23 protein-coding genes are annotated in these 26,194 nt (G+C 69.5%); 12 read left to right on the forward strand and 11 right to left on the reverse strand.

All coding sequences use genetic code 11. The annotated features are described in order from the left end of the window. Window positions 1-41: 41 nt before the first annotated feature. From OG972_RS09810 to OG972_RS09830, 5 genes are all read right to left on the reverse strand, one after another. Window positions 42-950: a LysR family transcriptional regulator gene (locus OG972_RS09810; RefSeq protein ID WP_266980160.1), complete on the reverse strand. Its 909-nt coding sequence runs from the start codon at window positions 948-950 to the stop codon at window positions 42-44. 61 nt (window positions 951-1,011) lie between these two features. After that, entirely contained in the window at window positions 1,012-2,205 is a 1,194-nt protein-coding gene (locus OG972_RS09815; RefSeq protein ID WP_266980162.1) for a glycine C-acetyltransferase, read from the reverse strand. Between the two features lie 41 nt (window positions 2,206-2,246). After that, window positions 2,247-3,275 (reverse strand): L-threonine 3-dehydrogenase, encoded by a 1,029-nt coding sequence (gene tdh / locus OG972_RS09820; RefSeq protein ID WP_266980164.1) that lies wholly within the window; start codon window positions 3,273-3,275, stop codon window positions 2,247-2,249. A 364-nt stretch (window positions 3,276-3,639) separates the two neighbouring features. Next, on the reverse strand, window positions 3,640-3,783 hold the full coding sequence (locus OG972_RS09825) for a hypothetical protein (protein WP_266980166.1): 144 nt from the start codon (window positions 3,781-3,783) through the stop codon (window positions 3,640-3,642). 212 nt (window positions 3,784-3,995) lie between these two features. After that, window positions 3,996-4,562, reverse strand: coding sequence for a helix-turn-helix transcriptional regulator (locus tag OG972_RS09830; RefSeq protein WP_266980168.1), 567 nt, complete (start codon window positions 4,560-4,562; stop codon window positions 3,996-3,998). A 958-nt stretch (window positions 4,563-5,520) separates the two neighbouring features. Here OG972_RS09830 and OG972_RS09835 point away from each other — a divergent pair. Next, window positions 5,521-9,273 carry a S8 family serine peptidase gene (locus OG972_RS09835; protein WP_266980169.1) on the forward strand — a complete coding sequence of 1,251 codons (3,753 nt, stop codon included), beginning with the start codon at window positions 5,521-5,523 and terminating at the stop codon, window positions 9,271-9,273. A gap of 86 nt (window positions 9,274-9,359) precedes the next feature. On the opposite strand, the gene OG972_RS09840 is transcribed toward OG972_RS09835, so the two are convergent. Together OG972_RS09840 and OG972_RS09845 are read right to left on the reverse strand one after the other, a co-directional pair. Beyond that, complete coding sequence (locus tag OG972_RS09840; RefSeq protein ID WP_266980170.1) at window positions 9,360-10,229, reverse strand: alpha/beta fold hydrolase; 870 nt, start codon at window positions 10,227-10,229, stop codon at window positions 9,360-9,362. A gap of 71 nt (window positions 10,230-10,300) precedes the next feature. Then, a complete protein-coding gene (locus OG972_RS09845) occupies window positions 10,301-10,765 on the reverse strand; it encodes an ATP-binding protein (RefSeq protein WP_266980171.1) in 465 nt (154 codons plus the stop codon). 156 nt (window positions 10,766-10,921) lie between these two features. Here OG972_RS09845 and OG972_RS09850 point away from each other — a divergent pair, with 156 nt between their 5' ends. The 4 genes from OG972_RS09850 (at window position 10,922) to OG972_RS09865 (ending at window position 15,319) form a co-directional block, all read left to right on the forward strand. Continuing rightward, complete coding sequence (locus tag OG972_RS09850) at window positions 10,922-11,776, forward strand: helix-turn-helix transcriptional regulator (protein ID WP_266980172.1); 855 nt, start codon at window positions 10,922-10,924, stop codon at window positions 11,774-11,776. After that, complete coding sequence (locus OG972_RS09855; protein WP_266980173.1) at window positions 11,773-11,958, forward strand: DUF397 domain-containing protein; 186 nt, start codon at window positions 11,773-11,775, stop codon at window positions 11,956-11,958. Before OG972_RS09850 ends, OG972_RS09855 begins: the two co-directional genes overlap by 4 nt. A gap of 264 nt (window positions 11,959-12,222) precedes the next feature. After that, window positions 12,223-14,640, forward strand: a complete 2,418-nt coding sequence (locus OG972_RS09860; protein WP_266990378.1) for a GTPase-associated protein 1-related protein — start codon at window positions 12,223-12,225, stop codon at window positions 14,638-14,640. 238 nt (window positions 14,641-14,878) lie between these two features. Next, the gene (locus tag OG972_RS09865; protein WP_266980175.1) at window positions 14,879-15,319 is read left to right on the forward strand and encodes a hypothetical protein; all 441 of its coding nucleotides are present in this window, start codon (window positions 14,879-14,881) and stop codon (window positions 15,317-15,319) included. A 376-nt stretch (window positions 15,320-15,695) separates the two neighbouring features. Here OG972_RS09865 and OG972_RS09870 read toward each other — a convergent pair whose 3' ends face one another. Next, the gene (locus tag OG972_RS09870) at window positions 15,696-16,325 is read right to left on the reverse strand and encodes a class I SAM-dependent methyltransferase (protein ID WP_266980176.1); all 630 of its coding nucleotides are present in this window, start codon (window positions 16,323-16,325) and stop codon (window positions 15,696-15,698) included. Window positions 16,326-16,419: 94 nt separating this feature from the next. Between OG972_RS09870 and OG972_RS09875 the strand changes: the two genes are divergently transcribed. Next, entirely contained in the window at window positions 16,420-16,824 is a 405-nt protein-coding gene (locus OG972_RS09875) for a hypothetical protein (protein WP_323135949.1), read from the forward strand. Here OG972_RS09875 and OG972_RS09880 read toward each other — a convergent pair. Next, entirely contained in the window at window positions 16,719-17,102 is a 384-nt protein-coding gene (locus OG972_RS09880) for a VOC family protein (RefSeq protein ID WP_266980179.1), read from the reverse strand. The two genes, OG972_RS09875 and OG972_RS09880, sit on opposite strands and share 106 nt — an antisense overlap. A gap of 424 nt (window positions 17,103-17,526) precedes the next feature. Here OG972_RS09880 and OG972_RS09885 point away from each other — a divergent pair, with 424 nt between their 5' ends. After that, window positions 17,527-18,294, forward strand: coding sequence for an SDR family NAD(P)-dependent oxidoreductase (locus OG972_RS09885; RefSeq protein ID WP_266980181.1), 768 nt, complete (start codon window positions 17,527-17,529; stop codon window positions 18,292-18,294). Window positions 18,295-18,508: 214 nt separating this feature from the next. On the opposite strand, the gene OG972_RS09890 is transcribed toward OG972_RS09885, so the two are convergent. Together OG972_RS09890 and OG972_RS09895 are read right to left on the reverse strand one after the other, a co-directional pair. Further along, entirely contained in the window at window positions 18,509-19,777 is a 1,269-nt protein-coding gene (locus OG972_RS09890) for a cytochrome P450 (RefSeq protein WP_266980183.1), read from the reverse strand. Between the two features lie 29 nt (window positions 19,778-19,806). After that, on the reverse strand, window positions 19,807-21,165 hold the full coding sequence (locus OG972_RS09895; protein WP_266980185.1) for a glutamine synthetase family protein: 1,359 nt from the start codon (window positions 21,163-21,165) through the stop codon (window positions 19,807-19,809). A gap of 354 nt (window positions 21,166-21,519) precedes the next feature. Here OG972_RS09895 and OG972_RS09900 point away from each other — a divergent pair, with 354 nt between their 5' ends. The 5 genes from OG972_RS09900 to OG972_RS09920 are packed head-to-tail and all read left to right on the forward strand — an operon-like array spanning window position 21,520 to window position 26,184. Further along, window positions 21,520-21,708, forward strand: a complete 189-nt coding sequence (locus OG972_RS09900) for a ferredoxin (RefSeq protein ID WP_266980187.1) — start codon at window positions 21,520-21,522, stop codon at window positions 21,706-21,708. Window position 21,709: 1 nt separating this feature from the next. Then, window positions 21,710-22,930 carry an NAD(P)/FAD-dependent oxidoreductase gene (locus OG972_RS09905; protein ID WP_266980189.1) on the forward strand — a complete coding sequence of 407 codons (1,221 nt, stop codon included), beginning with the start codon at window positions 21,710-21,712 and terminating at the stop codon, window positions 22,928-22,930. 12 nt (window positions 22,931-22,942) lie between these two features. After that, on the forward strand, window positions 22,943-23,749 hold the full coding sequence (locus tag OG972_RS09910) for an acetoacetate decarboxylase family protein (protein ID WP_266980191.1): 807 nt from the start codon (window positions 22,943-22,945) through the stop codon (window positions 23,747-23,749). 34 nt (window positions 23,750-23,783) lie between these two features. Continuing rightward, window positions 23,784-25,256 carry an aldehyde dehydrogenase gene (locus OG972_RS09915; RefSeq protein WP_266980193.1) on the forward strand — a complete coding sequence of 491 codons (1,473 nt, stop codon included), beginning with the start codon at window positions 23,784-23,786 and terminating at the stop codon, window positions 25,254-25,256. After that, window positions 25,249-26,184: a 3,4-dihydroxyphenylacetate 2,3-dioxygenase gene (locus tag OG972_RS09920; RefSeq protein WP_266980195.1), complete on the forward strand. Its 936-nt coding sequence runs from the start codon at window positions 25,249-25,251 to the stop codon at window positions 26,182-26,184. Before OG972_RS09915 ends, OG972_RS09920 begins: the two co-directional genes overlap by 8 nt. Window positions 26,185-26,194 lie beyond the last annotated feature (10 nt).

Genomic DNA, 26,194 nt, shown 5'->3' on the forward strand with positions numbered 1-26,194 from the left:
GGGCCGCTGTGTCCTCAAGCGCCGGACGGGCTGAAGGATGTCTACAGCACCCGCCCCGCCGCCGCCCGCAACGCGTCGAGCACCGGACGGATCAGGGGATGCCCCTCCGCCCCCTGCCGTACCGCGGCGAACACCCGCCGGGTCGGTGCGCTGCCCTCCACCGGGCGTACCACCACCCCCGCGAGTTCCATCCCCCGCAGCGCCGACCTCGGCACCAGTGCCACCCCGGCCCCCGCTCCGGCGAGTGCCACCACCGCGCGGAAGTCGTCCGAGGAGTGCTCCAGTCTCGGCTGGAAGCCGGCGAATTCGCAGGAGAGCACGACCACGTCGTGGCACGGGTTGCCGGGGTACGGGCCGATCCACGGGTCCTTCTCCAGGTCCGCGATCGCCACCTGGCCCTGGCCGGCCAGCCGGTGCCCCACCGGCAGCACGGCGTCGAACGGCTCCGAGTACAGCGGCACCCGGGTCAGCCGCCGGTCGTCCTCGCCGGGCGCGCCACGGTATTCGACGGCGACCGCCACATCGACCTGCCGGTCGAGCACCATCGGTACGCTCGCGTCGCCCTCCGCGTCCTGCACCCGGACCCGGATGCCGGGCGCGGTCAGCGTCAGTTCGGCGATGGCGGGGGCGAGCACGAGCCCGATGCCGGTGGCGAACGCGGCGACCGTGACCGTACCGGCGTCTCCCGCCCCGTACGCGGCAAGCTCCGCCTCGGCCCGTTCCAGCTGGGCCAGCACCGCATTGGTGTGGGTCAGCAGGATCTCGCCGGCCGAGGTGAGCCGTACGCCGCGGGCGCTGCGGTCGACCAGCCGGTGGCCGGTCTCCTGTTCCAGGGCTGCGAGCTGCTGGGAGACGGCGGACGGCGTCAGATAGAGCGCGGCGGCTGCCGCAGTCACGGTGCGGTGGTCGGCCACCGCACGGAGAATACGCAGCCGCCGTGCATCGATCATGTGATCCATTGTCCCAGGCCCCGAGGGGTGTACGGGACCTGGGACCGCCCCGCTCGTGGAGCTACTCGCCGAGCGCGGCCCGCGCGTCGACGAACGCGTCCACCGCACGGTTCACGTCGTCCGTGGAGTGCGCGGCCGACAGCTGGACGCGGATGCGCGCCGCGCCCTGGGGGACGACCGGGTACGAGAACCCGATCACGTACACACCGCGCTCCAGGAGCAGCTCCGCCATCCGGCCTGCCTTCGCCGCGTCCCCGATCATCACGGGGGCGATGGCGTGGTCGCCGGGCAGGATGTCGAAGCCTTCCTCGGTCATCCGGTTACGGAAGAGCGCGGTGTTGGCGTTGAGTCGCTCGCGCAGGTCACCGGCGGACTCCAGCAGGTCGATGACCTTCAGCGAGGCCGCCGCGATGACCGGGGCGAGGGAGTTGGAGAAGAGGTACGGACGGGACCGCTGACGCAGCAGTGCGACGATCTCGGCGCGGGCCGCGACGTAGCCGCCGGAGGCACCGCCGAGCGCCTTGCCGAGCGTGCCGGTGATGATGTCGACGCGGTCCATGACGTCGTGCAGTTCGGGCGTGCCGCGGCCGCCGGGGCCCACGAAGCCGACGGCGTGCGAGTCGTCGACCATGACCATGGCGTCGTACCGGTCGGCCAGGTCGCAGATCTCGCGGAGCGGGGCGACGTACCCGTCCATGGAGAACACGCCGTCGGTGACGACGAGCCGGCGCCGTGCCCCGGACGCCTCCTTGAGCTGCTGCTCCAGGTCGTCCATGTCGCGGTTGGCGTAGCGGAACCGCTTGGCCTTGGAGAGGCGGATGCCGTCGATGATGGAGGCGTGGTTGAGGGCGTCGGAGATGACCGCGTCCTCCGGACCGAGGACGGTCTCGAACACGCCGCCGTTGGCGTCGAAGCAGGAGGAGTAGAGGATCGTGTCCTCCTGGCCGAGGAACGACGAGAGCCGCTGCTCCAGCTCCTTGTGGACCTCCTGCGTGCCGCAGATGAAGCGGACCGAGGCCATCCCGTAGCCCCAGCGGTCCAGTGCCTCGTGGGCGGCGGTGATCACCTCGGGGTGGTCGGCGAGGCCCAGGTAGTTGTTGGCGCAGAAGTTGAGCACCTCACCGGGGCGGCCACCGGCGGTGACGGCGACGGTCGCGGACTGCGGGGTGCCGATCACGCGCTCGGGCTTGTGGAGTCCGGCGGCCTTGATCTCGTCGAGGGTCGTGCGCATGTCGTCGCGTACGGAGTCGAACATGAGGGGTGTCTCCTGGTGTGTACGGGCCGGTACGAGGTCGGTCAGACGGTCCAGTCGAGGATGACCTTGCCGCCGCGGCCGCTGGCCGCGTCGTCGAAGGCCGCCTCGAAGTCGCGATAGCCGTACCGTCCGGTGACGACGGGGGCGAGGTCGAGGCCGCCCTCCAGCAGGACGGACATGGCGTACCACGTCTCGTACATCTCGCGGCCGTAGATGCCCTTGATCGTGATCATCGAGGTGACGACGCGGGACCAGTCGACGGCGAACCCCTCGGACGGCAGTCCGAGCATGGCGATCCGTCCGCCGTGCGTCATGTTCGCGATCATGTCGCGCATGGCCTCGGGGCGGCCGGACATCTCCAGGCCGATGTCGAAGCCCTCGCGCAGGCCGAGGTGGCGCTGGCCGTCGGCGATGGTCTCCTCGGCGACGTTGAGGGCGAGGCTGACGCCGACCTTCCGGGCGAGTTCGAGCCGGGCCTCGCTGACGTCGGTGATGACGACGTTGCGGGCGCCCGCGTGCTTGGCGACGGCCGCGGCCATGATGCCGATCGGGCCGGCGCCGGTGATCAGGACGTCCTCGCCGACCAGCGGGAAGGACAGCGCGGTGTGCACGGCGTTGCCGAACGGGTCGAAGATCGCGGCGATGTCGAGGTCGACGGGGACCCGGTGCACCCACACGTTGGAGGCGGGCAGCGCGACGTACTCGGCGAACGCCCCGTCCCGGCCGACGCCGAGCCCGAGGGTGGAGCGGCAGAGGTGGCGGCGTCCGGCCAGACAGTTGCGGCACTTCCCGCAGACCAGGTGGCCTTCGCCGCTGACCAGGTCGCCCACGGTGATGTCGACGACGTCGGCACCGATCGCGGCGACCTCGCCGACGAACTCGTGACCGAGGACGAGCGGCGTCTTCACGGCCTGCTGCGCCCAGCCGTCGTAGTTGCGGATGTGCAGGTCGGTTCCGCAGATGCCGGTGCGGAGGACCTTGATCAGCACGTCCGAAGGGCCGATCTCCGGCTCGGGAACGTCCATCAGCCAGAGTCCGGGCTCGGCCTTCTGCTTCACGAGTGCCTTCACGGCTGCGGCTCCCTGTACGTGGTGCGAGGTGAACGCCCCGGGCCGGGGGCAGCCTCGTAGGGAGCCTGCGGCCCGGGGAAGATGAGAGGGACGGCATGGGGGCAGCACGCACGGTGATCGGCTGCCGCGCACCATCCTCCGCCGTCACGGAGAAATCTGCCGTACCCCGCGCCCCAGGTCCATCGAGGTTTTCTTAAGCGCAGCCGCAGCTCCGCTTCATGCCCGCACCGGACGGAGGGGCCGGCCGCCCTTCGGTACGGGCGACCGGCCCCTGGAACCGAGCGTGCGATCGGTCGCCGATCTCCTGCGGCGGGGTGTCCCGGCCCGGCACCTCATGGGGCGCGAGGATCCGGTCGCCCCCCGGTTACGGCTTGGTCCATCCGGTGGATGCGTACCAGATGATCCGGTTCAGCTGCGCCGGTTTCACCTGGTCCTCGCGCGGGTGCGAGGAGCCCGTGGTCTTCGCCTGGATCGTGCTCCACGCCTCCCACTGCGCGGCGAACGGCACCGGTGGCCTTCCCCGCGGCGAAGTTGATGAGCCTGGTGGGCGGCATGGTCGCGGGTGCGGACAGTATCGAGGACATGGACCGGCTGCGGACGGCGGGCTGTCGCGCCTGCTCACCGGGGTGCGGGCCCCGCCGCGCCGCCGGGGGCACGTGCCCCGGTTGTACGCCTCGCCGGCATCACCGCCGCTGGAGCAGCCGAAAGGTTGAGAGGAACTCACCCTCCCTCTGGGGTGTTGAGGAGTGCCAGCCCGAGGGGGGTGAGGCTGTGAAGCACGGAGTTTCGGTGACGGAGGGAGTGGATCAGTCCGGCTTCGCGAAGAATGGTTGCGTGTTCGCTTGCGCTCGCGGTTGCGATACCTGCGCGAGCGGCCAATTCCTTGGTGGAACAGCCTTGGTGCTCTGCGATTGCGGTGAGCACCGTAGTACGCGTGCGGCCCAGCAGCGTCGACACACCGGGGGAGCGAGCCTGGCCGGGAACGGAAGCAGGGGTGGTGAGCTCACGGACGCGCTGGTCCTGGCAGGCGGGATAGCTCACCGAAACGGGCTGGCCGTCGGTGACGATGGCGCGTGTGCAGAACATCGATGGAATGAACAAGAAGCCTTCCCCTTCCAGGTAGATGTCACGATCGGCTCCGTTCACCATCCGGACTTCCAGAACTGGCGGGTTCCACCGCATCCACTGGGGGTTGGCCTGGGTCAGCAGCTCCTCGACACCACCGGTGAGCAACTGCTGCAGACGCAGAGTTCGATCGACCGCCAGGCGTTCCATGAACTGGGCCAAGTGCGGAGCAAGCAGGCATGTATGGAGATGGCCGAGTCCTGTGCAGAGCTCAGCAAACAAAGATGCATCGTCTGCCAGGCGGCGAGTCCACTCGGGGAGGGAAGGGTGATGACGCGCTGTTTCCAGCAGACTCGCCCTCACTCGCTCGCGAGGTGTGCTGCGTACCTGTTCCAAAAGGTCTTCGACAGTGCCCACTTTGGTGGGGCTGAGGAAGCCTGGCGAATATCCCACAGCAGGCATGAGGGTCAGGACCATGCGCGCTTGGGCAGACAGCTGCGCGCGAGCATGGTGCCGCCAGGCGTCGAGTCGGGCGGGCCGGCTGCGGCTCTGCAGGGCTCGCGCTGCAAGTTCCAGCTCGTGCAGCGGCCTCGGCCACACGAGTCCGGGCCAGATCCTGAACCGTGAAGTGTATGCGGTAGACCATGACAGCCTGAGGCGATCCTTCCGGAATGTCGTTCTTCGGTCCAGGCCGAATCACATCGAGTTCGTAGCGTTCGCAGGTGATGCTGAGCCCGCAGTCAGCAGGAGTCGACGGCGCACGGGTACCTGAGCAGCCACGAGTTGGTCATGCAGTCGAATGACCGACGCAACCCTGGGCCCGGCACACGGTCGACACACGCACTCCCATGTGGTGGCGACGGAGGACGCCCGACAAAGTACGCGCTCTTGCTTTTTCACCTCACTCGAGGGGTCTCCTTGCGCAGCATTCCCATGCCCCGACCAGGGGCAGGCCGCGCCGCGACGCCGCTCTGGTGGAGATCACCGACACGGTCGGCCTCGTCGGCCGGCCGCAGGGGCCACGGATCGTCGTGCGCCCCGAGCCGGCGTACCCCACGTACGCCAAGGATCTGAAGTCGAGCCGAAAAAACACCATAACGAGATCAGGCCTCATTTGGTGCAACCTGACGATGTGTAACACATCGGAAAAAATGGTTGCCATGCCCATAAAGGAATCAGTATGCCCTCCATACCCGCCCGCAGACGGGCGGCGCTGGCTATCGGTGTCGTGCTGGCCGTCTTCACGGCCCAGCAGGCGGTGTCTGCCACCGCAGCACCGGGGACCAACACACCGGACCGGTCCTCCGCCAGCACTGCGACACATCAGCCGACCTCACGTGCCGTCACCTTGCTGACCGGCGACAGAGTCACCGTCAACACTGCTGCCGACGGCAGGGTCACCCGCTCCGTACAGGGCGCGGACGGTCAGCTCACCGGCGCCACGACCCACAAGGTCGGCAAGGACACCTACGTGTACCCGGACGCCGCCCTTCCGTACATCGCCGCCGGAAAGCTGGACCGCGAGCTCTTCAACGTCACCAAGCTGCTGGCGGACGGCTACGGGGACGAGCAGAGCAGCAGCCTGCCCCTGATCGTCACCTACACCGACGCTGCCGTCCGCGCGCGGACCCAGGCCGTGCCGTCCGGCGCCACCAGGACCCGCACCCTGAGCAGCATTCAGGGCGCGGCGCTGTCGGAGCACCGGACGAAAGCCGCCGACTTCTGGTCCTCGCTCACCGGCGGGACCGCGGCGGCCGGCGGTCGCAGCGCAGGGACCAAGCCCCAGCTGCGCAACGGGATCGCGAAGGTCTGGCTGGACGGGAAGGTCAAGGCCGACCTGTCCGACACCACCGCGCAGATCGGTGCACCGCAGGTATGGGCAAGCGGTGACACCGGACAGGGTGTCGACGTGGCCGTGCTGGACACCGGTGTGGACACCCGCCACCCCGACATGGTCGGCCAGGTGACCGCAAGCACAAGCTTCGTGCCCGACCAGGACATCGAGGACCACAACGGTCACGGCACTCACGTCGCCTCGACCATCGCCGGCACCGGCGCCGCCTCCGACGGCAAGGAGAAGGGCGTCGCGCCCGGCGCGCGCCTGCACATCGGCAAGGTGCTGGACAACGACGGCAGCGGCCAGGCGTCCTGGGTGCTGGCCGGTATGGAGTGGGCCGCCCGCGACCAGCACGCCAAGGTCATCAGCATGAGCCTGGGCGCCGGGCCCAGCGACGGCCACGACCCGATGAGCGAGGCCGTCAACCAGCTCAGCGCCGAAACCGGCGCGCTGTTCACCATCGCGGCCGGCAACGGCGGCCCGCACACCGTCTCGACGCCCAGCGTCGCCGACGCCGCGCTGTCGGTCGGCGCGGTGGACACCTCCGACCGGCTCGCCGAGTTCTCCAGCACCGGCCCGCGCCAGGGCGACGCCGGGCTGAAGCCGGAGCTGACCGCACCGGGCGTCGACGTCCTGGCGGCCCGCTCGCAGTACGCCGTCGACGGCGAGGGCTACTACCAGACGCTGAGCGGGACCTCGATGGCCACCCCGCATGTCGCCGGCGCCGCCGCACTGCTCGCCCAGGCCCACCCGGACTGGACCGGGCAGCAGCTCAAGGACGGCCTGGTCAGCACCACCAAGGAAACCTCCGAGTACTCCCCGTACGAGGGCGGCAGCGGCCGCCTCGACGTCGCCGCCGCCGTCAAGGGCACGGTGTTCGCCACAGCCGGCGTCTTCGGCGGCTACCGCGACGCCACGGCGCCGGCCGACGAAAAGACCGAGAAGAAGGTGACCTACACCAACACCGCGGACACTCCGGTCACTCTCAATGTGGCGGTCCAGGCCCCCGGTGCGGCCGCCGGCGCGTTCTCGCTGTCCGCACAGCAGGTCACCGTCCCCGCGCACGGCAGTAGTACGGTCACCCTGACCACCAAGTTCGACCTGGTGAAGGCCGACACCGTCACCTCGGGGCAGATCCTCGCCACCGACGTGGCCGGCGCGTCACTGGCCCACACCATCATCGGGGCCTACAAGATGGGCTCGCGCTACACCCTCACGCTCCACGGCAAGGACCGTGAAGGCCGCCCGATGGGCGGCGAGGTGTGGGTGCTGGGCCAAGGCCTCGCGATGCCGCTGGTCCTGGACGATTCGGGCACCGGTACGGTCTCCCTGCCTGCCGGCGCGTACTTCGTGAGCCTGGAGAGCGATGTCCGGGGCTCTCACGGGCCGCACTCCCGGGGCAAGGCCATCCTGTCCGCTCCCGAGGTCGTCCTCGACAAGAACACCGCGGTGGACCTGGACGCCTCCAAGGCCAAGCAGATCTCTGTCCGGACCCCGCAGCAGACCACCCTCGCCGAGACCCGCATCGACCTCTTCCGGGGGTTCGACAACGGAAGCTCGTTGACCATGGGGCGGTGGCCCAATGCCATGTACGACAGCGTCTGGGCCCTGCCCACCAAGCCGGTCACCGTGGGCACCTTCGAGTTCGGGTCCAACTGGCGCCTGACCGAGCCGGCCCTGACGGTCACGTCCCGTACGCGCGCCATGGACGACCTGCGTGTCCAGCGCGGACGCACCCCGCTCAGCGAGGGCACGCGCCGGTACAAGGCCGTCTACGCCGGTGACGGCGGCCCCGCCGCCTACGCCGGCCTCGACGCCAGGGGCAAGGTCGTCGTGGTCCGCCGCAGCGATGCTGTCGGGTCGGCTGAGCAGGCCGAGGCGGCAGCCAAGGCCGGCGCGAAGGTGCTGCTCGTCGTCAACGACGGCGATGGACGTCTGGAACCGTGGGGCTCCGACCTCGACAACCCCTGGTCCCAAGCGGGGAACCCGCCTCCCCTGACCGTGGCCACGCTGACCGCGGACGAGGGCGACGAGCTGATCGGCCAGATCAAGCAGGGCCGCGGGACGGCGCTCCAGGTGACCTCCCACCCGACCACGGACTACCTCTACGACATCTCCCACCACGTGGCCGCCATTCCGGCGGACCCGACCTACCGGCCGCGGCCCCGTGACCTCGCCCGGGTGAATGTCTCCTTCCGCAACAACCGGCCCGCGCGCGGCATGGAGTTCCGTTCCGCTGTCTGGCGGGGCGACTACGGATACAACATGTTGCCCACCCCCACCCAGGGCGAGCGCACCGACTGGGTGTCCAGCGACACGGAGTGGGCCGAGTTCGCCGATGTCAACCAGCAGCTTCAGATCACCAGTGACGTCCTGAAGCGGTACCCGACCGGCAAGACCTCCCACCTGCAGTACTTCGCACCGATCCAGCGCCCTCGGTTGAACGGTTCCCACCGACCGTTCCGAGTGGATGACAAGGTGTATGCGCAGATCCTGGGCTGGGGCGACTCGGATGCCGGACACGTCGGCACGACGTACAACAACGCCGATGTCCAGAACAAGGTGAAGCTCTACCAGGGAGACACCCTGATCAGGGCCTCCGACACCGACACCCTGGGCAGCTTCCGGTTCCCCCTCGTCCTGGCTCCAGAGAAGTTGCGCTACCGCTTGCTGTCGGAGAACGCCCGGGGCACCTGGACGAACGACTACTCGACCACCACCAGGACCGAGTGGGGCTTCACCTCCGGGCGGACCGCCGCCGGCACCTTCGACGTCCTGCCGCTGATCCAGCTCGACTACGCGGTCGAGGGCATGAACATCTCCGGCAAGACAGGTCGCCACGCCGGCATCACCGTCACTCCCTCGCACCTCCCGGGCGCCCCCAGCTCCGACACCATCGGAAAGGTGCGCGTGGACGTCTCCTACGACGACGGCGCCACGTGGCACCACGCCGCGCTGACCCACACCGCCCGGGGCTGGAGCACCCAACTGAACGCCCCCGCCAAGGCGCGGTACGTGACGCTGCGCACCAGCGCCGGTGACACCGAGGGCAACAGTGTCATCCAGAGCATCACCCGGGCCTTCGGCCTGAAGTGAGTGCCCGCCCGGTCAGCCCTCGCTGACCGGCACGGGGGGCGGGGCCGCATCCAGCGGCCTCGCTCCTCTTCGTTGTTGTTGCCCGTTCAGAACTTCCGCAGAAATGCCCTGATGGCCGACGCGAGCTGCTGCGGCTGATCCTCCGGGATGAGCGTGCGGCTGTCTGCGATCTCGATGAGCTCGCCCTTGGGCAGCAACTCGGCGAGCCTGCGTCCGTGCTCGGGCGGCATGACCTTGTCCTCGGCCGCCCAGACGACGAGCGCGGGCCGGTCGAAGTCACGCAACTTCTCGGCCCACCGGAGCAGTTCGGTCCTGGGCGGCACCCCGAGCACGTACCTGCGCAGATCGCGGCGGATCTCCGCCGAGGTCCACAGCGGCCGGAACCACGCGTCCATCACACGGTCAGGCACGGGCCGCTTGCTCATCCGCCCCCAGGTCATCGGCAGCCGCCGCATCGGCTTGAACCTGAGCAGGGCGAACGCGAGGTTCAGCCCGCCCGGCACCTTGGCGGAGGCGTACAGCTGGGAGCCGGGCAGACCGGGCGGGAAGTTGTCGAACGCCTCGCAGGAGGTGATGACGAGCTTCCCGATCCGCTGGTCACGCCCGTCGGCGACGAGGGCCTGAGCCCCGCCCCAGTCGTTCATGACGAGAGTGACATCGGTGAGATCGAGCGCATCGAGGAACTCCGCGACCAGCCGGGCAACGCCGAGGACCGACAGGTCGGCGTCCGGCTTCATGGGGCTGCGGTGACCGCCGAGCGGCAAGGTCGGAACCACACACCGGTAGTCGGGGCGCAGATCGGCGACGACGTGCCGCCACAGCGAACCGTCCATGGCGACGCCATGCAGCAGGACGACGACGGGGCCGTCCCCACCGGTGTCCTGGTACGCCACCGGACCGGCGGAGAGCTGGACTTCCGAGGCCGACGACGGGGTTGATTGGGAGTGTTCGGTCACGGGGCGTGCACTCTCCTCGGTCGCCTGAGGGCAGGGGTGGCGCGCAGTCGACCCTACGCCGGTGGGACCGGTCAGTGAAGCAGGTCCAGCTCGGCACGGACCGTTTTCCCCGGCGGTACGCGGTCCACCACCGCCCACCGGTCGGCCAGCGCCTCCACCAGGATCAGCCCGTGCCCGCTACCGGAACCGGGAGGCGGCGTCACCAGCTCCCCCGGCCCCGGTGGGCGCCGCTCGCCCCGGGCGTCCGTGACCTCGATCCGCAGGACGCCGAGCGTGCGCCGGTCGCCCGGAACATGGACGAGCCTCAACTCGAAGTCCCGGCCCGGCACCCGGCCGTGCGTCACCGCGTTCGCCGCCAGCTCGGCGACGATCAGCGCGGCGGTCTCGGACGCGTCACCGCCGTACGGGATGCCCCACTCGTTCAGCTGGTGCAGAGCAAGCTGCCGGGCGAGCCGGGCTCCTCGGGGCGTGGAACTGAATCGCTGCACGAACACACGCACGGTGAACGGCGCTTGCGGGGACGCGAGTGCTTCCATGCGCCCACCCTGACGGCCGGGAGGACGGTCCCACCAGGTCAGAAACTCGTACGCTGAGTCGGCGTACGAGTACAGAGTGTGGACAGTACGCGTAACAGCCCGTGACCATGGGCGCGTTGCAAACCGGTACGGGCGGGCACGGGAGGTGGCCGGAACATGGCGGACGGCGCGGGTGGCACGGGCGGCACGACGGGCGCGGACGGGGAGCCGGAGCCCTCGGACACTCTGAAGGCGTTCGGCGAGGTGGTCAAGGTCTTCCGTAAACGGGCACGGCTCACGCAGGAGGAGTTCGCCCCGAGGGTGCGGTACTCGGTGCCGACGGTCGCCTCGATCGAACAGGGGCGCCGGTTCCCACCGCCCGCGTTCGTGGACCGGGCGGAGGACGTGCTGGACGCGTTCGGCGTGATCAGGGCTGCGGCGAAGCACTTGTCGCGGCGGCGGGGGCTGGCGAAGTGGTTCCACCATTGGGCGCAGCTGGAGGCGGAGGCGGCCAGCCTGTACACGTACGAGTGCCGGTTGATTCCGGGTCTGTTGCAGACCGAGGCATACGCACGGGCGCTGTTCAGGGACCAACTTCCACCGTTGGGTGACGAACAGATCGAGGCTCGGATGATTGCCCGGGTCGAACGAATGGCGCTGCTGACGGAGCGGCCGAACACCGCGTACAGCTTCATCCTCGAAGAGCACCTGTTCCTGCGCCGTGCAGGCGGAATCGAGGTCACCCTAGAGCTCATCAACCACATTTTCCTGCTGGCTCAACTCCGCAACATCGAGGTTCAGATCATGCCGCTCGAGCAGGAGCGTCACGCGGGACTGCACGGACCTATGCAGCTCTTGGAGACCCCGGAACACAAGTGGTTCGGCTATGGCGAGGGACAGGAGAGCGGCCACTTCCATACCGACCCAGCAGTCGTCAGCACGCTCCAGATGCGATATGCCAGGATGCGTTCACAGGCTCTCTCCCTGGAGGACTCCATGAGCCTGTTGGAGCGGATGCGAGGAGCAGCATGAGCACCACAGACCTGGCCTGGTTCAAGAGCAGCTACAGCAGCGGGTCGGGCGACTCCTGCGTAGAGGTGGCCGCCTCCCCCGACACCGTCCACGTCAGGGACTCCAAGATCGAAGAGGGCCCCCAGCTCGCCCTCTCCCCCACCGCCTGGACCGGCTTCGTCGCGTACGCCGTCCAGCGCTGACCACGTACCGGAGTTGAGCGCACCCGTCGGGCCGACGCGAGAGATGCCGCCGGACTGAACATCTCCGCGCACGTTATCGAGATCACGTTTCGGCAGCGTGCCTGCGGGAGCCGCGCACCTTGATAGCGTCGCTCACGCGATTGCGGACCGCTCCCCGCCGGGGTCGTCGCCGTGCCCGTACAGCCGGCCTCTGACGACGGCCGACGAGGGCGGGGTGTGCTGGCGCACGGGGACGTACGCGGCAAGGACGAAGAGGGCCGGCCCATGAGCCTCGCGCAGTTGCACTACACCTCTGCCTCTGCGGGGGACGACGGGGTCGGGGCACGGTTCACTGCGGTCGGTGGCGGCATCCCCACGCCGGTGCTGACCGAGGCGGAGAAGCTGCTCGGTTACGAGCCTCCGGCCGGGGCTCCGTATCATCCAACGAACGCCGAACTCCGTTCCTTTCCCGAGACGTTCAGCTTCAGCGAGCTGTCCGACGGCAGCCATCTGCTCAGCCGCACCGTGGCTCTCGGGGGTTCCGGCGTCGGTCGCTTCCACGCGCATGCGGTGCATCTGCCGGCCGGCACGCGCCTGCCGGGCGACGCGCTCCCGATCACGGCGTGGCGGTCGCCGAGCTGGGCATCGACCACGCCGGACAGCGGCACACCGGACCGCATATCCGCCCTGCCCGCCTCCGCCGCCTTCGGGCAGGAGGCACTCAACGACTTCGCGGTCTCCCGCAGCCCCTGGCTCGCGACGGTCTTCGCCGATCTGCGCCGTGTGAGCGAGAAACCGTCGTCGGCGCAGCTCATCCTTGTGGAGCGGCAGAGCGCGGACGTGGCCCGATGGATCGCGCTGGCCGGAGCCGTACTCCCGCCGGAGCACGCCCAGCGTCTGACGTTCACCACGTACACCCGCCGCCCGGCGCACTCACCGCACCAGGTCATCGGCGTACTGCCGGACGACGCACACGAGCTGACCGATCCCGGCTATCGCGTACACACCTGCGCCGGCCGCGCTCCTGAGAGTCCGGTGGACGACGCCTGGGCGGAGACCGTCGCGCGGGTCTGGCGCAACCGCGCACCGCACCTGTTCCGGGCAGCGGCCACGCTGCCGGGCGAACCCTTCGCCGCCGGACCAATCGCCTTCACCGCACTGCACGCGGGCATCACGCTCGGTCCCAACGGGCGGTCCGCAGCGGCTGATTGGGCCGCCCAGCGACCGTACGCGCTGGACGAACAGCAGATGCACCGGCTGACCATCGCGCTCACAGCGCCGGCCGACGACCGTACCGCCTCCGAATCGGCGTCCGTGGCCCGGCTGCTGGCAGCACTCGAAGGACGTGCCCCTGCCGCCACCACCGAACCGCTCGCCGAACTGCTGATGACGGAGGCGGTACGGCGCAGCGACGCCGCGCTCGCGCTCCCGCCGCGCTCGGCGTTCGCCGACCCCGCCGCGGTGAAGCAGTTGGCCGACGTGCTCGGCCCGGACCTGCTCGCCGAGCTGACCGCGGAAGCGACGGAATCCACGGGTGGAGCGACCATCGGACGCCACGTGCAGTTGCTCCGCATCGCCCGGCTGCTCGACATGGATCTCACGGACCAGCTCCCCTCCGTTGCACGGCACATGGCACGCACCTTGCTCGCAGCTCCGGCGCCGGCCGGCGCCCCCGCACTGCTCGACCTCCTGGACGAACAGTTCGACGTCCGCACGGCCCTCCTCGGCGAACTCGATCAACTCGCCCTGGGCGCGCCCTCCGCCGCCGAGCAGCTCCTCACTCGCGTTGCCCTCCCGTTCACCGGCGCGCAGGCACTGCCGCATCTGCGCATGTGCGCCGAGGCACCCCGCGCGAAGGAGCAGGGCTCCGACCGCATCATGGCGCTGCACACGGTGCTGCGCGCCGCCGGGTTCTCGCCGTTCGCGGAGCCGCTGGTCCTGCGCACCGCCGTCGGGCTGATCTGGGGCGACGCCACCCCGACGGCGGGCGAGGCACGGCTCCTGCTCGGCGAGTCCGGCTCGGACTCGCACCGGACGGCCGGTACATGGTCCCAGCTCGTCGACGCCGCACTCCACGCCCCCTCCGACGACGAGGAGGCGGCGGAACTCGCCCACGATCTGCTGCGCTGCTTCCCTCAGGAGATCGGCACACGGGTCCGCGGTGCACTGCAACTACTGGAGTTCGCCCGCGACGTCAGGTCCGGTGAGTCGGCGCCCGGCTGGCCCGACCGTGCAAGGGCTCTGCGCGCCCGCGCCGAACCGGTGGAGCCCACTGTGCTGGAGCACGCCTACGGCGCCCTTGCCCAGAGCCTGCTCGCGCAGGACCGGCCCGACGCGGAGCTGTACGCGTTCGTGCACAGCGACGACGCGGACCTGATCGCCGCCTACGGCCGGGCAGCCCGCCGCGGCGACATTCTGGCCCGGCTGCGCTCCGATCCGGCATACGTGGCCGACTGTTTCACTGTCTGGAGCGCCCACCCGCACGCGGGCCGGGCCTGGAACGAGACCCGGGCCGCGCTGCTGGAGGAGGTGCTGCGCCCGGTGGTGCGAGGGCTCTCCGGCAGCGACGTGACGGCGGTGGAGAAGGCTGTCGAGTATGCGGGGAACAGCCGCACGGCGGAGGCGTTCCGGGCCTGGAACCGGCCGGGCACGTTCGGCAGACGGCTGGGAAGCCGGCTGACCTCGCGGGTGCGGCGGTCCTAGGGTGCATATCGGGTTGTGGTCTTGGCTCGCGGGGCGTGGCACGGCACGCTCGCATGCCCCACGCCCCGCTCCCTGATCCGGATCACAACCCCAGCCAGGCCCTAACCGTCCATACCGTTCACTTGGGGGCTCGCCGTCCGTTTCGAGGTGGCGGGCCCCACCTTTGCTTGCGACATCGGCCGAATCTGTCCTGGTCAGGCACCTTCACGTAACCTCACGGCCTGTGAAGATCGCACGGATGATACGGGGCCGCTCGCGGGAAGCGGCCGCCTTGGAGCGCCTCCATCAGCTATGGCGGGAAGGCAAGTACGAGGAGGTCGAGGCCATCGCCCGGGGGAATCTGCCCCGAGCCGAAGGGAGCACGGTCGCTGCTCTGCACTGCGGCCTGGTGCACAGCCTGAATGGTCAGGGGCGGTACGACGAAGCGCTCACCGAGGCGCTCCGGTTCGCCCCATGTTGGGATCGGAGCCAGAGCGCGAGCCTCCGTATAGGCACGGCCGTCGCCCTGCATGGTCTGGGGCGCCGAAGCGAGGCAGAAGCGGCAGTCCGTGAGGCGCTGACCGACTGCGAGCGGTTTCTGCATCCGGACCACCCCCGTTTTCGGGAAGCCCGCATGCTGCTCGCCCGCATCACAGCCGACGACCCACCGGCGCCGACAGCCGAAGAGGCACGCAGCTGATCTGGACCAGGCCGCCAAGCGCAAGAACAAGGGCTCCGCAGGAGGGTAAGCGCGCTGACGGGCACCCGATTCATGCCTGGGACATCAAGGGCAGCCGGCGCTCGTTCGCGGCCGAGGAGCGGAGCGCATTCTGGGCGTGGGCTGCGATCGAGATCTGGAATTCCCACCTTCCGGGAGATCGTTGCTCGCACCACTGCGGTGGCCGCATCGTCGGAGCCTTCGTGACCTGGACGGTTGTCACCTCCGACGATGGTCAGAGGATGCCGACACCGATCGAAGCAGAACCCCACTCCAGATCAGCCAGAACGTGGCGCTTCAGACGAACTAAATCCACGCGGATGATCTACACTACTCCGTCCCAGGCACGGGGCACGCTCTACGGGCGGCGGGCCAGCAAGTGGGTGTCGAGGAAGCCCCGCTCGGACGCCGGGTCGTGGAGCAACCGAGCAACCATGACGAGCCCGGCCCCGGCCAGCAACTCGGCAAACCGCTCCGCCGGCCAGCTATAGGCGGGCGCCACCTTGTGATCGAAGCGGACCGGCTCCGGCCCCTCGGTCCCGAAGAAGGACACCAGGAGCAGGCCCCCTGATGTCAGGACACGCACCTGCTCAGCGAGCAGCGCGGGCAATCCCGCAGGTGGGGTATGGATCATCGAGTAGTGGGCCAGCACTCCGCCGAGCGCGCCGTCCTCGACGGGCAGGGCCTCCATTCGCGCTTCGTCGAACCGCAGCGCCGGATGGGCCCGCCGGGCGTGGTCGACCATGGCCGGGGAGAGGTCGAGCCCGAAGGCGTCCAGCCCCAAGTCGTGCAGCATGGCCGTCAGATGACCGGGTCCGCACCCGACGTCGGCTGCCCGCAGGTTCCCCGTTCCGCGCACGAGCTCGGCGAAGGTGCCGATCATGTTCCGCGCGAACGGCTGCGTCTCCAGCCGATTGGCGAACATCGACGCATAGAGCTCGACGACCCCGTCGTAGGCCGCCCTGGTCTCGTCCTGGTGTTCCAACACGGGAAGGAAAGTACACCCGCGCCGTTCACAGCCGTTCTCCGGCCCCATACCGGCCTGCTGGTCGAGCGCCGGGACCGGGTGGCGCAAGACAGGCATTCGGCGTGCCGGGCGGACTCCGAACGCCCGCCGCGCAAAGGTGCTCCTCGCAGTCGAGCCGGGACAGAAACCCATGTCCATCGTGATCACGGCCGGGCAGCGTGGCGACTCCCCGCAGTTCGAGCCCGTCCTGAAGGCGATCTGCGTGCCCCGCATCGGGCCGGGAAGGCCCCGCGTCCGGCCCGACCGCGTGCGAGCCGACAAGGCGTACGCCCGAGACGACCGTTCGCATCGCGGTCATCAACGAGTGGCTGTGACCAGCTGTCATACGAAACCGGCCAGGATGGCGTGTGAGCGTCAGGAATTCATCGCGGCTCGGTCGGACTCGCTGCGAAGAACGCAGAACTCGTTGCCCTCGGGGTCGGCAAGGACTGCCCAGCCAGAGCCATCGGGATTCCGGTGATCGGTGACAAAGGTGGCACCGAGGCCCAGCAGCCGTTCCACCTCCTGCTCACGCGAGGTCTCAGGGCGCAAACACAGATGGATCCGGTTCTTGATCTTCTTAGGCTCGGGCACCTGGTTGAAGTGCAGCACTGGGCCCTCCGCCAGCAGCACCTGAGTCTCGTGATCACCCGGTTTGTCCTCCGGATGCAGTGGACGGCCAGTCACCCTGCTCCAGAACCGGGCCAGCTCGTAGGCATCCGCACAGTCAATCGCCACGTTCTGCAGTACCGAAAACATGCGCGCGAGCCTTCCTGATTTCCACTCCGGACGCCACCGAATTGCGCTCATCCTTCGCGCACACAGCTCAGGCACATGGCAGCACGTTCGATACACGCCCTGGGCGCGTCCAGTTGGGGTCAATCTGCGGATTCGCCCTCGTGCCGGGGTTGTGATCCTGTAGATCATCTTGCATGACGCGAGTGCAACTGTCGGATGCGGGGTGGGAGTTCATCAGTTGCACTCTCGTCACGCAACGATGCACCGGATCAGTCCCCGCCGCGAAGGAAAATCCCGCAGATCACCACCCGATACGCGCCCAGGGGACTGTTGACCACCCGACTGCGGTGGTGGAGGACCCGCCGTCCGGCCTGGCACAGCCGATCGTGAAGGACCCGGGCCAATTCGGTTGGCAGCAGCGCGCCCATGTCGTGAACTTGAGCCCATGACAAACACAACTCAGGTGCGAGGTACGGCCATTGTCACTGGCGCAGCACGCGGCATCGGTTCCGCGGTGGCCCGGCAGCTGGCCCGCGACGGCCTGGCGGTCGGTGTGATCGACCTGGACGAGGCGGACTGCGCGGGCACCGTTCAGGCCATCAAGGACGACGGCGGGTCCGCGACGGCGGTCGCCGCCGACGTCGCGGACGAAGTGGCGGTGACCGCCGCCGTCGCCCGGGTCGTCGCCGAGCTGGGGCCCCCGACGGTGCTGGTCAACAACGCCGGCGTCGGTCCCCGTGCCAACCTCGTGGAGATGACCACGGAGCAGTGGGACGCTGTCCTGGGGGTCAATCTGCGCGGCCCGTTCCTCTTCACCCGGGCCGTCGCCCCCCATATGATCGCGGCCGGCTGGGGGCGGATCGTCACCATGTCGAGCATCTCCGCGGTCGGCGACGCCGCCCGAGTCGACTACGGCAGCGCGAAGGCAGGTCTGCTCGGCTTCACCAAGTCACTCGCCCTGCAGCTCGGCCGGCACGGCATCACCGCCAACGCGATCGCCCCGGGCTTCGTGGTGAGCGACATGACCAGGACCTCGGCCCGTCGGCTGGGCCTCGGCTTCGAGGAGTTCCAGCGCAACGCGGCGCAGTCCATTCCGGTCGGCAGAGTGGGTCAGCCGGAGGACATCGCCCATACGGCGTCGTACCTCGTGAGCCCCGGGGCGGGGTTCGTCTCCGGCCAGGTCATCTATGTGGCGGGCGGGCCGGTCGACTGAGAAGCCGGCGGCGTACCGATGAGGGCGCTTGGCCGGTCGGACCGGGTTGTGGTTCGGGCGGGCCGCGCACGACACGTGATCATCGACTGCCTCGGCCTGCTCCCGCTCGTCGAAGTCACCGCCGCGAACACCGGCGACCGCAAGGCCCCGGGAGGCCGTCGTCCCGGAGTTCCGGCGGAGTGGCGGGCGGGCCGCCCGCCACTCCGATGAACCGTCAGGCGAGGGTGACCTCGACCGGGAGCTTCTTGATGCCGTTGACGAAGTTGGAGCGCACGCGCGGCACGTCACCCGCCAGGCGGATGTCGGCGAGGCGCGGGATGAGCTCCTCGAACATGATGCGGATCTCGGTGCGGGCGAGGAGGTTGCCCAGGCACAGGTGGGGGCTCCCCTTGCCGAAGGTGACGTGGTCGTTGTCGGCGCGGGTGACGTCGAAGTCGTAGGGGTTGCCGAAGACCTTCTCGTCGCGGTTGCCGGAGGCGTACCACATGACGACCTTGTCGCCCTCCTTGACGTTCTTGCCGCCGAGTTCGACGTCGCGGGTCGCGGTGCGACGGAAGTGGTAGACGGGCGATGCCCAGCGCAGGAACTCCTCGACCGCGTTCGGGATCAGAGAGGGATCGGCCTGGAGCCTGGCCAGTTGCTCGGGGTGCTGGATCAGCGCGAGCATGGAGTGCGAGATGGTGTGCCGGGTGGTCTCGTTGCCGGCCACCACCAGCAGCAGGAAGTAGTTGTCGAAGTCCTGCGCGGACAGCGGGATGCCGTCGCGTGGGGTCTCGTTGACGAGTTTGGAGACCAGGTCGGTGCCGGTACCGCCGCGGCGCCGGCGGGCAAGTTCGCGGCCGTACTCGAAGACCTCGATGGAGGCGGGCGAGCGGAAGGGCAGGTCGCGGTACTTCTCGCTCTCCGCGCTGTGCAGGAGGACATCGGCGTAGTCGGGGTCGGTGTTGCCGATGATCCGGTTACCCCAGTCGATGAGCTGCTGGTTGTCCTCCGGCGGTACGTCCAGGAGGCGGGCCAGGACGTTGATGGGGAAGTCCGCGGAGACGTCGGCGACGAAGTCGAAGGTGCCCTTGGCCAGGGCTGCGTCAAGGGTCCTGGCCGTCAGGCCGCGCAGGAACTCGGTGTACTGGTTGATGACACCCTGGCCGAACTGGCGCTGCAGGAGGCTGCGCATCGCGCGGTGGCGGACGCCGTCCAGTTCCAGGATCGAGGCGCGCTTCTTGATCTGGTCCTCGTCGACTTCCTCGAGGTTGACGAACTTCGTCGAGGTGAAGGTCTCGGCGTCGCGGTCGACCCTGGCGATGTCCTCGTGCCGGGTGAGGGCCCAGAAGCCGGAGTTGGGGGCCTCCTCGGGCTGCCAGTGCACGGGGTCCTCGTGGCGCAGCGTGTGGAACATGCGCCATGGGGTGACGCCGTCCAGGAAGTTGTCGTTGTCGGCGAGGTCGACCTCGTCGAGGGGCATGGGGTCGAAGGGGTTCGGCATGCGGTGCTCCTGTGGATGGTGCGGATCGATCAGAGGTGGTAGGAGTACTCGGTGAACTCCCAGTCGGTGACATGGCGGTTGAAGCGGTCGAGCTCGTCACGCTTGTAGGCGAGGAAGGAGTCGGTGAAGTCCTTGCCGAGGATCTCGATGAGGGCCTCGTCTGCGGCCAGTGCGTCGAGCGCGGCGGGCAGGCTCATCGGCAGCATCTGGGACTTCCGCGGGTCGTAGCCGTAGCCCTCCAGCGGGGCCGGCGGCTCCTGGCCTTCCCGTACGCCGAGCAGTACGGCGGCGGAGAGGGCGGCGATCGCCAGATACGGGTTGGCACTGGCGTCGCCGAGCCGCACCTCCAGACGGGCGCCGGAACCGCGCTCGGGCGGGATGCGGACCATGGCGCTGCGGTTGTCCAGGCCCCAGTCGATCAGCCAGGGGGCGAGGGTGCCCGGTCCGAACCGTTTGTACGAGTTCACGGTCGGGTTCAGCAGCGCGGCCAGGGCCGGGGCGTGAGCCAGGATGCCGGCGATGGCGTGGCGCCCGGTGTCCGACAGCCCGAAGGCTCCGGACGGGTCGTCGAAGACATTGCGGCCCTGGGCGTCCTCGCCCGAGAAGTGCAGATGGAAGCCCGAACCGCCCGCGTCGTTGAAGGGCTTGGCCATGAAGGTCGCGAGCTTCCCCTCCTTTCGGGCCAGTTCCTTGACGGCCGACTTGAAGAGGAAGGCACGGTCGGCGGCGTCCATGGCCTCGGAGTGCGTCAGGTTGATCTCGAACTGCCCGGCGTCGAACTCGTGGTTCCCCGTGACGACACCGATTCCGAGGTCACGCAACTGCCGCAGTGTGCGCAGCAGATGGTTGTCGGCGTCGGCACGCAGCCCGGCGGTGTAGATGACACCCGTGGTGGCCTGCGCGTAACGACGCCAGCCACTCGGCGTTCCCGGGGCCCCGTCGAGCAGGAAGTACTCCAGCTCGGGGCCGACGACGGGGCGCAGTCCGGCCTCCGCGCATCGGGCCAGGACAGCGCGCAGCAGGTCGCGCGGTGACTCGGGGCTGGGCGCGCCGGTGGCGGGGTCGGTGGTGTCGCCGAGGCACCAGGCGACGCCGGGCTCCCACGGGAGGACGTGGACCGCGTCCAGGTCGGGTCGTACGGCGATGTCCGGCAGCCCGGCATCCAGTCCGCCCGGCACGGGGACGACGTCGCCCTGAGGACTGGTGTGGTACACGGCACGACAGAAGGCCAGTCCGTGTTCGCAGGCCGAGGGCAGGTGGTCCAGGAGGACGTCGCGGGCACGGTCGGTGCCGATGAGGTCGGGGTAGGTCACCCGGACCACGTCGATGCCGTCGGCGGCGAGCCGATCCATGTGCCGGCGGACTTCTGGGGTGTCTTGAGCGCTCACCGATGTCTCCTCGGCGGATGTGAACGGGCGTGATGGCCGACGGCCCGATGTCCTGCCAGTCCGGTGACGGTCTGGCGGGGGCGCTGAGCCGGGGACCAGAAGCGGGGGCGGCGCCCGAGCTTGTCGTTTGGCGTCAAACGGTATGGACTGCCGTCACCTTCCCGCAAGAGCCTGGACCAAAGAATTTATCCATCCGGATAGGTGTTGACCAGGGTCCGACTCGTTCCTATCTTGTTTGAAGCCAAACGAGTAGGGGGCTCTTCGGACCCCTTTGGCCGAGGGCCCGGCCGCGGGCCGGGCCCTCCTCCCCCGCCATCTGCGCCCCGATGCCCCTCACATCCAGGAGGACCGGCCATGAAGGTCGTCGTCGACATGAACAAATGCCAGGACCACGGCCAGTGCGTCTTCTCGGCCCCCGACGTCTTCCAGCTCGACGACAACGGGCGCCTGGCCTACGTCTCCGACCCGGACGACGCGCTGCGCGACGAGGTCGAGGAAGCCGCGGACGTCTGTCCGCTGCAGGCCATCCGGATCGAGGACTGACATGACCACGGAACGCATCGTCGTGGTCGGCGCCTCAATGGCCGGCCTGCGCGCGGCCGAGCAGCTGCGCGCAGCCGGCTGGACCGGAACGATCACGGTCATCGGGGACGAGCCCCACATGCCGTACAACCGGCCCCCGCTCTCCAAGGAGGTGCTCGCCGGCAAGGCGCCCTTCGAGTCCCTCGCCTTCACCCCGCGGGCGAGCACCGCCGACGTGGAGTGGCGGCTCGGCACCTCCGTCACCGCCGCCCGCCTCGCCGAGCGCGTCGTCGTCCTGGACGACGGCACGGAACTGGCCTTCGACGGCCTGGTCGTGGCCACCGGCATGCGGCCCCGACGGCTGCGCTGCGACGGCCCCTGCGGACCTGACAGCGGCCGCCATACGGTACGCACGCTCGCCGACGCCCAGGGGCTGCGGGACGAACTGACCCGGCCCGGCGTACGCGTGGTCGTGGTCGGCGCCGGTTTCATCGGCTGCGAGGTCGCCGCGACCGCCGTCGGGCTCGGCGTCACCGAGGTGACCGTCGTCGACCCCGAACCGCTGCCGATGCTGCGCCCGCTGGGCGAACTACTGGCGCGCGCGCTGCACAAGCGGCACGAGGAGCGCGGGGTGCGCTTCGCACTTGGCACCGGCGTCTTCGGCTTCGAGGGCGAGGACCGGGTCACCGGAGTCGTCCTGAGCGACGGGACGGTCCTTGCGGCCGACGTCGTCGTGGAGTCCGTCGGCTCGGTCGCCAACACCGAGTGGCTCGACGGCAACGGGCTGGACCTGAGCGACGGTGTGCTGACGGACGAGCAGCTGCGCGTCGGCGATCTCCCGTACGTCGTCGCGGTCGGCGATGTCGCCCGCTTCCCCAACGCGCGCTACGACGGCGTCCCCCGCCGCGTCGAGCACTGGTCGATCCCCGGCGACACCGCCAAGCACGCCGCGAGGAGCCTCGTCGCCCATCTCACCGGGGCCGATGCCGAGGCGGGCCCCTTCGCGCCGCTTCCCACCTTCTGGAGCGACCAGCACGAGTTCAGGCTGCAGTCCTTCGGCGCCCCGGCGCTCGGCATCGGCGATGTCCGGGTGCTCGACGGCGACCCGGACGGCGACGTCCTGGTCGGCTACCACGCCGACGGCCGCCTGGTCGGCGTCGTCGCCCTCGGCGGCCATGCCGCCACCACCGGCGCCGCTCGCTACCGCGCCCAGCTGCTCAAGCAGCCTGCCCTCACCTCGTAAGGAACACCTGTCATGGCCAGTGTCCGTGGTTACTTCCATCCCAAGACGGCGACCGGCGACTCGTCGCTGATCCCCTCGCCGCCCTGGCGCTACTCCGGCGACCTGCTCACCGTCGAGTACCGCACCGATCCCGCCCGCGTGCGCGAACTGCTCCCAGAACCCCTGGAGTTGGCGGAAGAGGACCCGGGTGCCGTCGCGCTGATCTGGGCCGACTGGCAGTCCTGCTCGACCAGCGGGCAGGAGCTGCTCGACCCGGTGCTCTCCCAGTACAAGGAGGCCTTCGCGGTCGTCCGCTGCTCCTACAAGGGACGGACATACTCCCGCTGCGTGTACATCTGGGTCGACAAGGACTTCGCGATAGCCCGCGGACTGCACCAGGGCTACCCGAAGAAGCTCGGCTCCATCCACCAGACGCGCCCCCACCCGTACGGGCCTGCCCCGCGAATCGAGGCAGGCGCCCGCTTCGGCGCCACGCTCGCCGCGGCCGACCGGCGGCTCGCCCAGGCCGTGGTCACCCTGCGGGAGGCGTCCGCGACCAACGGCTTCGTCAACGGCCATCCGATGGCCCACCACCGCTGGCTGCCCTCCGTCGAGAAGGGCAAGGGGCTCGCGCTCGACGAGCTGATCGAGACCGGCGCTGCGTCCTTCGAGGCCGGACAGCCCTGGACCGGCGACGCCGATCTCGAACTGTTCGAGGCCCCCACCGAGGAGCTGGCCCGCCTGGAGATCCGGGAACCGATCGCCGCGTACTACCGCCAGGTCGGTGTCGTCTGGGACGGCGGCACGCTGCTGGAGTCCGGCACCTCGGAAGCCGAATAACCCCTCTATGCCCCAGACCACTTGGAGACCGGACATGACCGAACACACCCTCACCGTGGCCGGGGTCACCGTCGACACCCGGCACTGGATCGGCGGCGAGCGCATCGCCTCCGCCGAGACCTTCACCGATGTCTCGCCCATCGACGGCAGCGCCCTCGGCGAGATCTCCCGGGGCACCGCGACGGAGGCCGCAGCCGCTGTCGCCGCCGCGAAGGCCGCCTTCCCCGGCTGGGCCGCCACTGCGCGCGCCGAGCGGGCCCGCATCCTGCACGCCATCGCCGACGGTGTCGACAAGCGCATCGAGGACCTGGCGATCGTCGAGACCCACGACAACGCGGCTCTGCTGCGCTCGCACCGCCGCGGCGTGATGCCGCGCGTGGCGCACAACTTCCGCTTCTTCGCCGACTGGCTGCTGAAGCTGGAGCACGAGGAATTCGAGACACGCGGCCACACCAACCGCGTCAGCTGGGACCCGGCCGGCCCCTGCGTGCTGATCACCCCGTGGAACGCCCCACTGATGCTGGCCACCTGGAAGATCGCCCCCGCGCTCGCCGCCGGGAACACAGTGATCCTCAAGCCCGCCGAGTGGACCCCGCTCACGGCATCGCTCCTCGCGGACATCGCCGCCGAGGCGGGCCTGCCGGCCGGTGTGCTCAACGTCGTGCAGGGCTACGGTGCCGAGGCGGGCAACGCGCTCGTCTCCCATCCCGACGTACGCCGGATCAGCTTCACCGGTTCCGTACCGACCGCGAAGGCCATCGGCGCCGCGTCCGCCGCGAACCTCGTGCCCACCAGCTTCGAACTCGGCGGCAAGTCACCCCTGTTGGTCTTCGCCGACGCCGACCTCGACCTCGCGGTCGACCTCGCCGTGGAGCAGTACGACAACGCCGGACAGGTCTGCCTGGCCGCGACCCGCATCCTCGTCGAGGAGTCGGTCGCCGACGAGTTCACGAAGCGGTTCGCGCAGAAGGCCGCCACCCTCCAGCAGGGCGACCCACGCGACGAGGCCACCGACCTCGGCCCCAACATCCACCCCCGCCAGCTGGAGAAGATCGACGGCTTCGTGCAGCGGGCGCTGGCGGCCGGCGCCCGCGCGGTCATCGGCGGCGCCCCCCACACAGACCTCGGCGGCCTCTACTACCGACCGACCCTGCTCACCGACGTCGCCCAGGACAGCGAGGTCGTCCAGGAGGAGGTCTTCGGCCCGGTCCTGACCCTCCAGACCTTCGCAACCGAGCAGGAGGCGGTCGCGTTGGCCAACGACACCCGTTTCGGTCTCGCCGCGACCCTTGCCACCGGCGATCACGAGCGCGCCGCGCGCGTCACCGCGCAGCTCGTCGCGGGCACGGTCTGGGTCAACTGCTTCTTCGTACGGGATCTGCAGGCACCGTTCGGCGGCTCCCGCCAGTCCGGAGTCGGCCGCGAGGGCGGCACCTGGAGCTTCGACTTCTACTGCGACCTCAAGAACACCGTCACCGCACCGAAGGGATGGCAGAACCATGGGTGAGATCGTCGGGGCGGGCCTGCTCGCCCATGTCCCCACCATCGTGCTGCCGGAGGCCGACCGGCTCGACCTCAACGAGGGCAAGGAGATCACCCTCGTCACCGGCCTGCACCAGCTGCGCCGCGACGTCTTCGAGCGCGACACCTACGACACGGTCGTCGTCCTCGACTCGCACTGGGCCACCACGGTCGAGTTCGTCGTCACCGCCCAGCAGCGCCGCGCCGGGCTCTTCACCTCCGAGGAACTGCCGCGCGGCATGTGCCGGATGCCGTACGACTTCCCCGGCGACCCCGAACTCGCCCGGAACATCGAGAAGTTCGCCGACAAGCACGGCACCTGGATCACCGCAATCGACGATGCCTACCTGCCGATCTACTACGCCACCATCAACCTCTGGAAGTTCCTCGGCGAGGGCCTTCCCGACAAGAAGTGGGTGACCATCGGGGTCTGCCAGACCGGCGACATGGAAGACCACCTGCGGCTGGGCCGGGCGCTGGCCGACGGCATCGCGGCCACGCCCGGCCGCCGGGTGCTCCTCATCGCCTCCGGCGCGCTCTCCCATACCTTCTGGCCGCTGCGCGAACTGCGCGACCACGAGGCGAGCGACCCCGCCCACGTCTTCACTGCCGAGGCCCGCGAGGCCGACCACGAGCGCATCGCCTGGTTCAAGGAGGGCCACCACGACAAGGTCCTCGACACCATGAACGAGTTCTGGAAGTACAAGCCCGAGGCGAAGTTCTTCCACTACCTGATGATGGCCGGCGCGCTCGGTGAGGGCGCGTGCACGGCCAAGGGCCGCCAGTACGGCGAGTACGAGAACTCCATCGGCACCGGCCAGGTTCACCTCTGGTTCGATCGCCCCGCCGACGGCTGGACCGGCGCCGGCCTGCCCGTATCTCCTTCCCCGCGCACCCCGCACAGCCGCTCCTAGAAAGGCCCGC

Origin of the sequence: Streptomyces sp. NBC_01669 (assembly GCF_026339735.1) — a bacterium.
GTDB lineage: Bacteria > Actinomycetota > Actinomycetes > Streptomycetales > Streptomycetaceae > Streptomyces > Streptomyces yanii.

Coding starts and splice junctions, on each gene's coding strand:
- OG972_RS09810 (WP_266980160.1), bottom strand. CDS start 950: ATGATCGATGCACGGCGGCTGCGTATTCTCCGTGCGGTGGCCGACCAC.
- OG972_RS09815 (WP_266980162.1), bottom strand. CDS start 2,205: ATGTTCGACTCCGTACGCGACGACATGCGCACGACCCTCGACGAGATC.
- OG972_RS09835 (WP_266980169.1), top strand. CDS start 5,521: ATGCCCTCCATACCCGCCCGCAGACGGGCGGCGCTGGCTATCGGTGTC.
- OG972_RS09845 (WP_266980171.1), bottom strand. CDS start 10,765: ATGGAAGCACTCGCGTCCCCGCAAGCGCCGTTCACCGTGCGTGTGTTC.
- OG972_RS09850 (WP_266980172.1), top strand. CDS start 10,922: ATGGCGGACGGCGCGGGTGGCACGGGCGGCACGACGGGCGCGGACGGG.
- OG972_RS09855 (WP_266980173.1), top strand. CDS start 11,773: ATGAGCACCACAGACCTGGCCTGGTTCAAGAGCAGCTACAGCAGCGGG.
- OG972_RS09860 (WP_266990378.1), top strand. CDS start 12,223: ATGAGCCTCGCGCAGTTGCACTACACCTCTGCCTCTGCGGGGGACGAC.
- OG972_RS09865 (WP_266980175.1), top strand. CDS start 14,879: ATGATACGGGGCCGCTCGCGGGAAGCGGCCGCCTTGGAGCGCCTCCAT.
- OG972_RS09880 (WP_266980179.1), bottom strand. CDS start 17,102: ATGTTTTCGGTACTGCAGAACGTGGCGATTGACTGTGCGGATGCCTAC.
- OG972_RS09885 (WP_266980181.1), top strand. CDS start 17,527: ATGACAAACACAACTCAGGTGCGAGGTACGGCCATTGTCACTGGCGCA.
- OG972_RS09890 (WP_266980183.1), bottom strand. CDS start 19,777: ATGCCGAACCCCTTCGACCCCATGCCCCTCGACGAGGTCGACCTCGCC.
- OG972_RS09900 (WP_266980187.1), top strand. CDS start 21,520: ATGAAGGTCGTCGTCGACATGAACAAATGCCAGGACCACGGCCAGTGC.
- OG972_RS09905 (WP_266980189.1), top strand. CDS start 21,710: ATGACCACGGAACGCATCGTCGTGGTCGGCGCCTCAATGGCCGGCCTG.
- OG972_RS09910 (WP_266980191.1), top strand. CDS start 22,943: ATGGCCAGTGTCCGTGGTTACTTCCATCCCAAGACGGCGACCGGCGAC.
- OG972_RS09915 (WP_266980193.1), top strand. CDS start 23,784: ATGACCGAACACACCCTCACCGTGGCCGGGGTCACCGTCGACACCCGG.
- OG972_RS09920 (WP_266980195.1), top strand. CDS start 25,249: ATGGGTGAGATCGTCGGGGCGGGCCTGCTCGCCCATGTCCCCACCATC.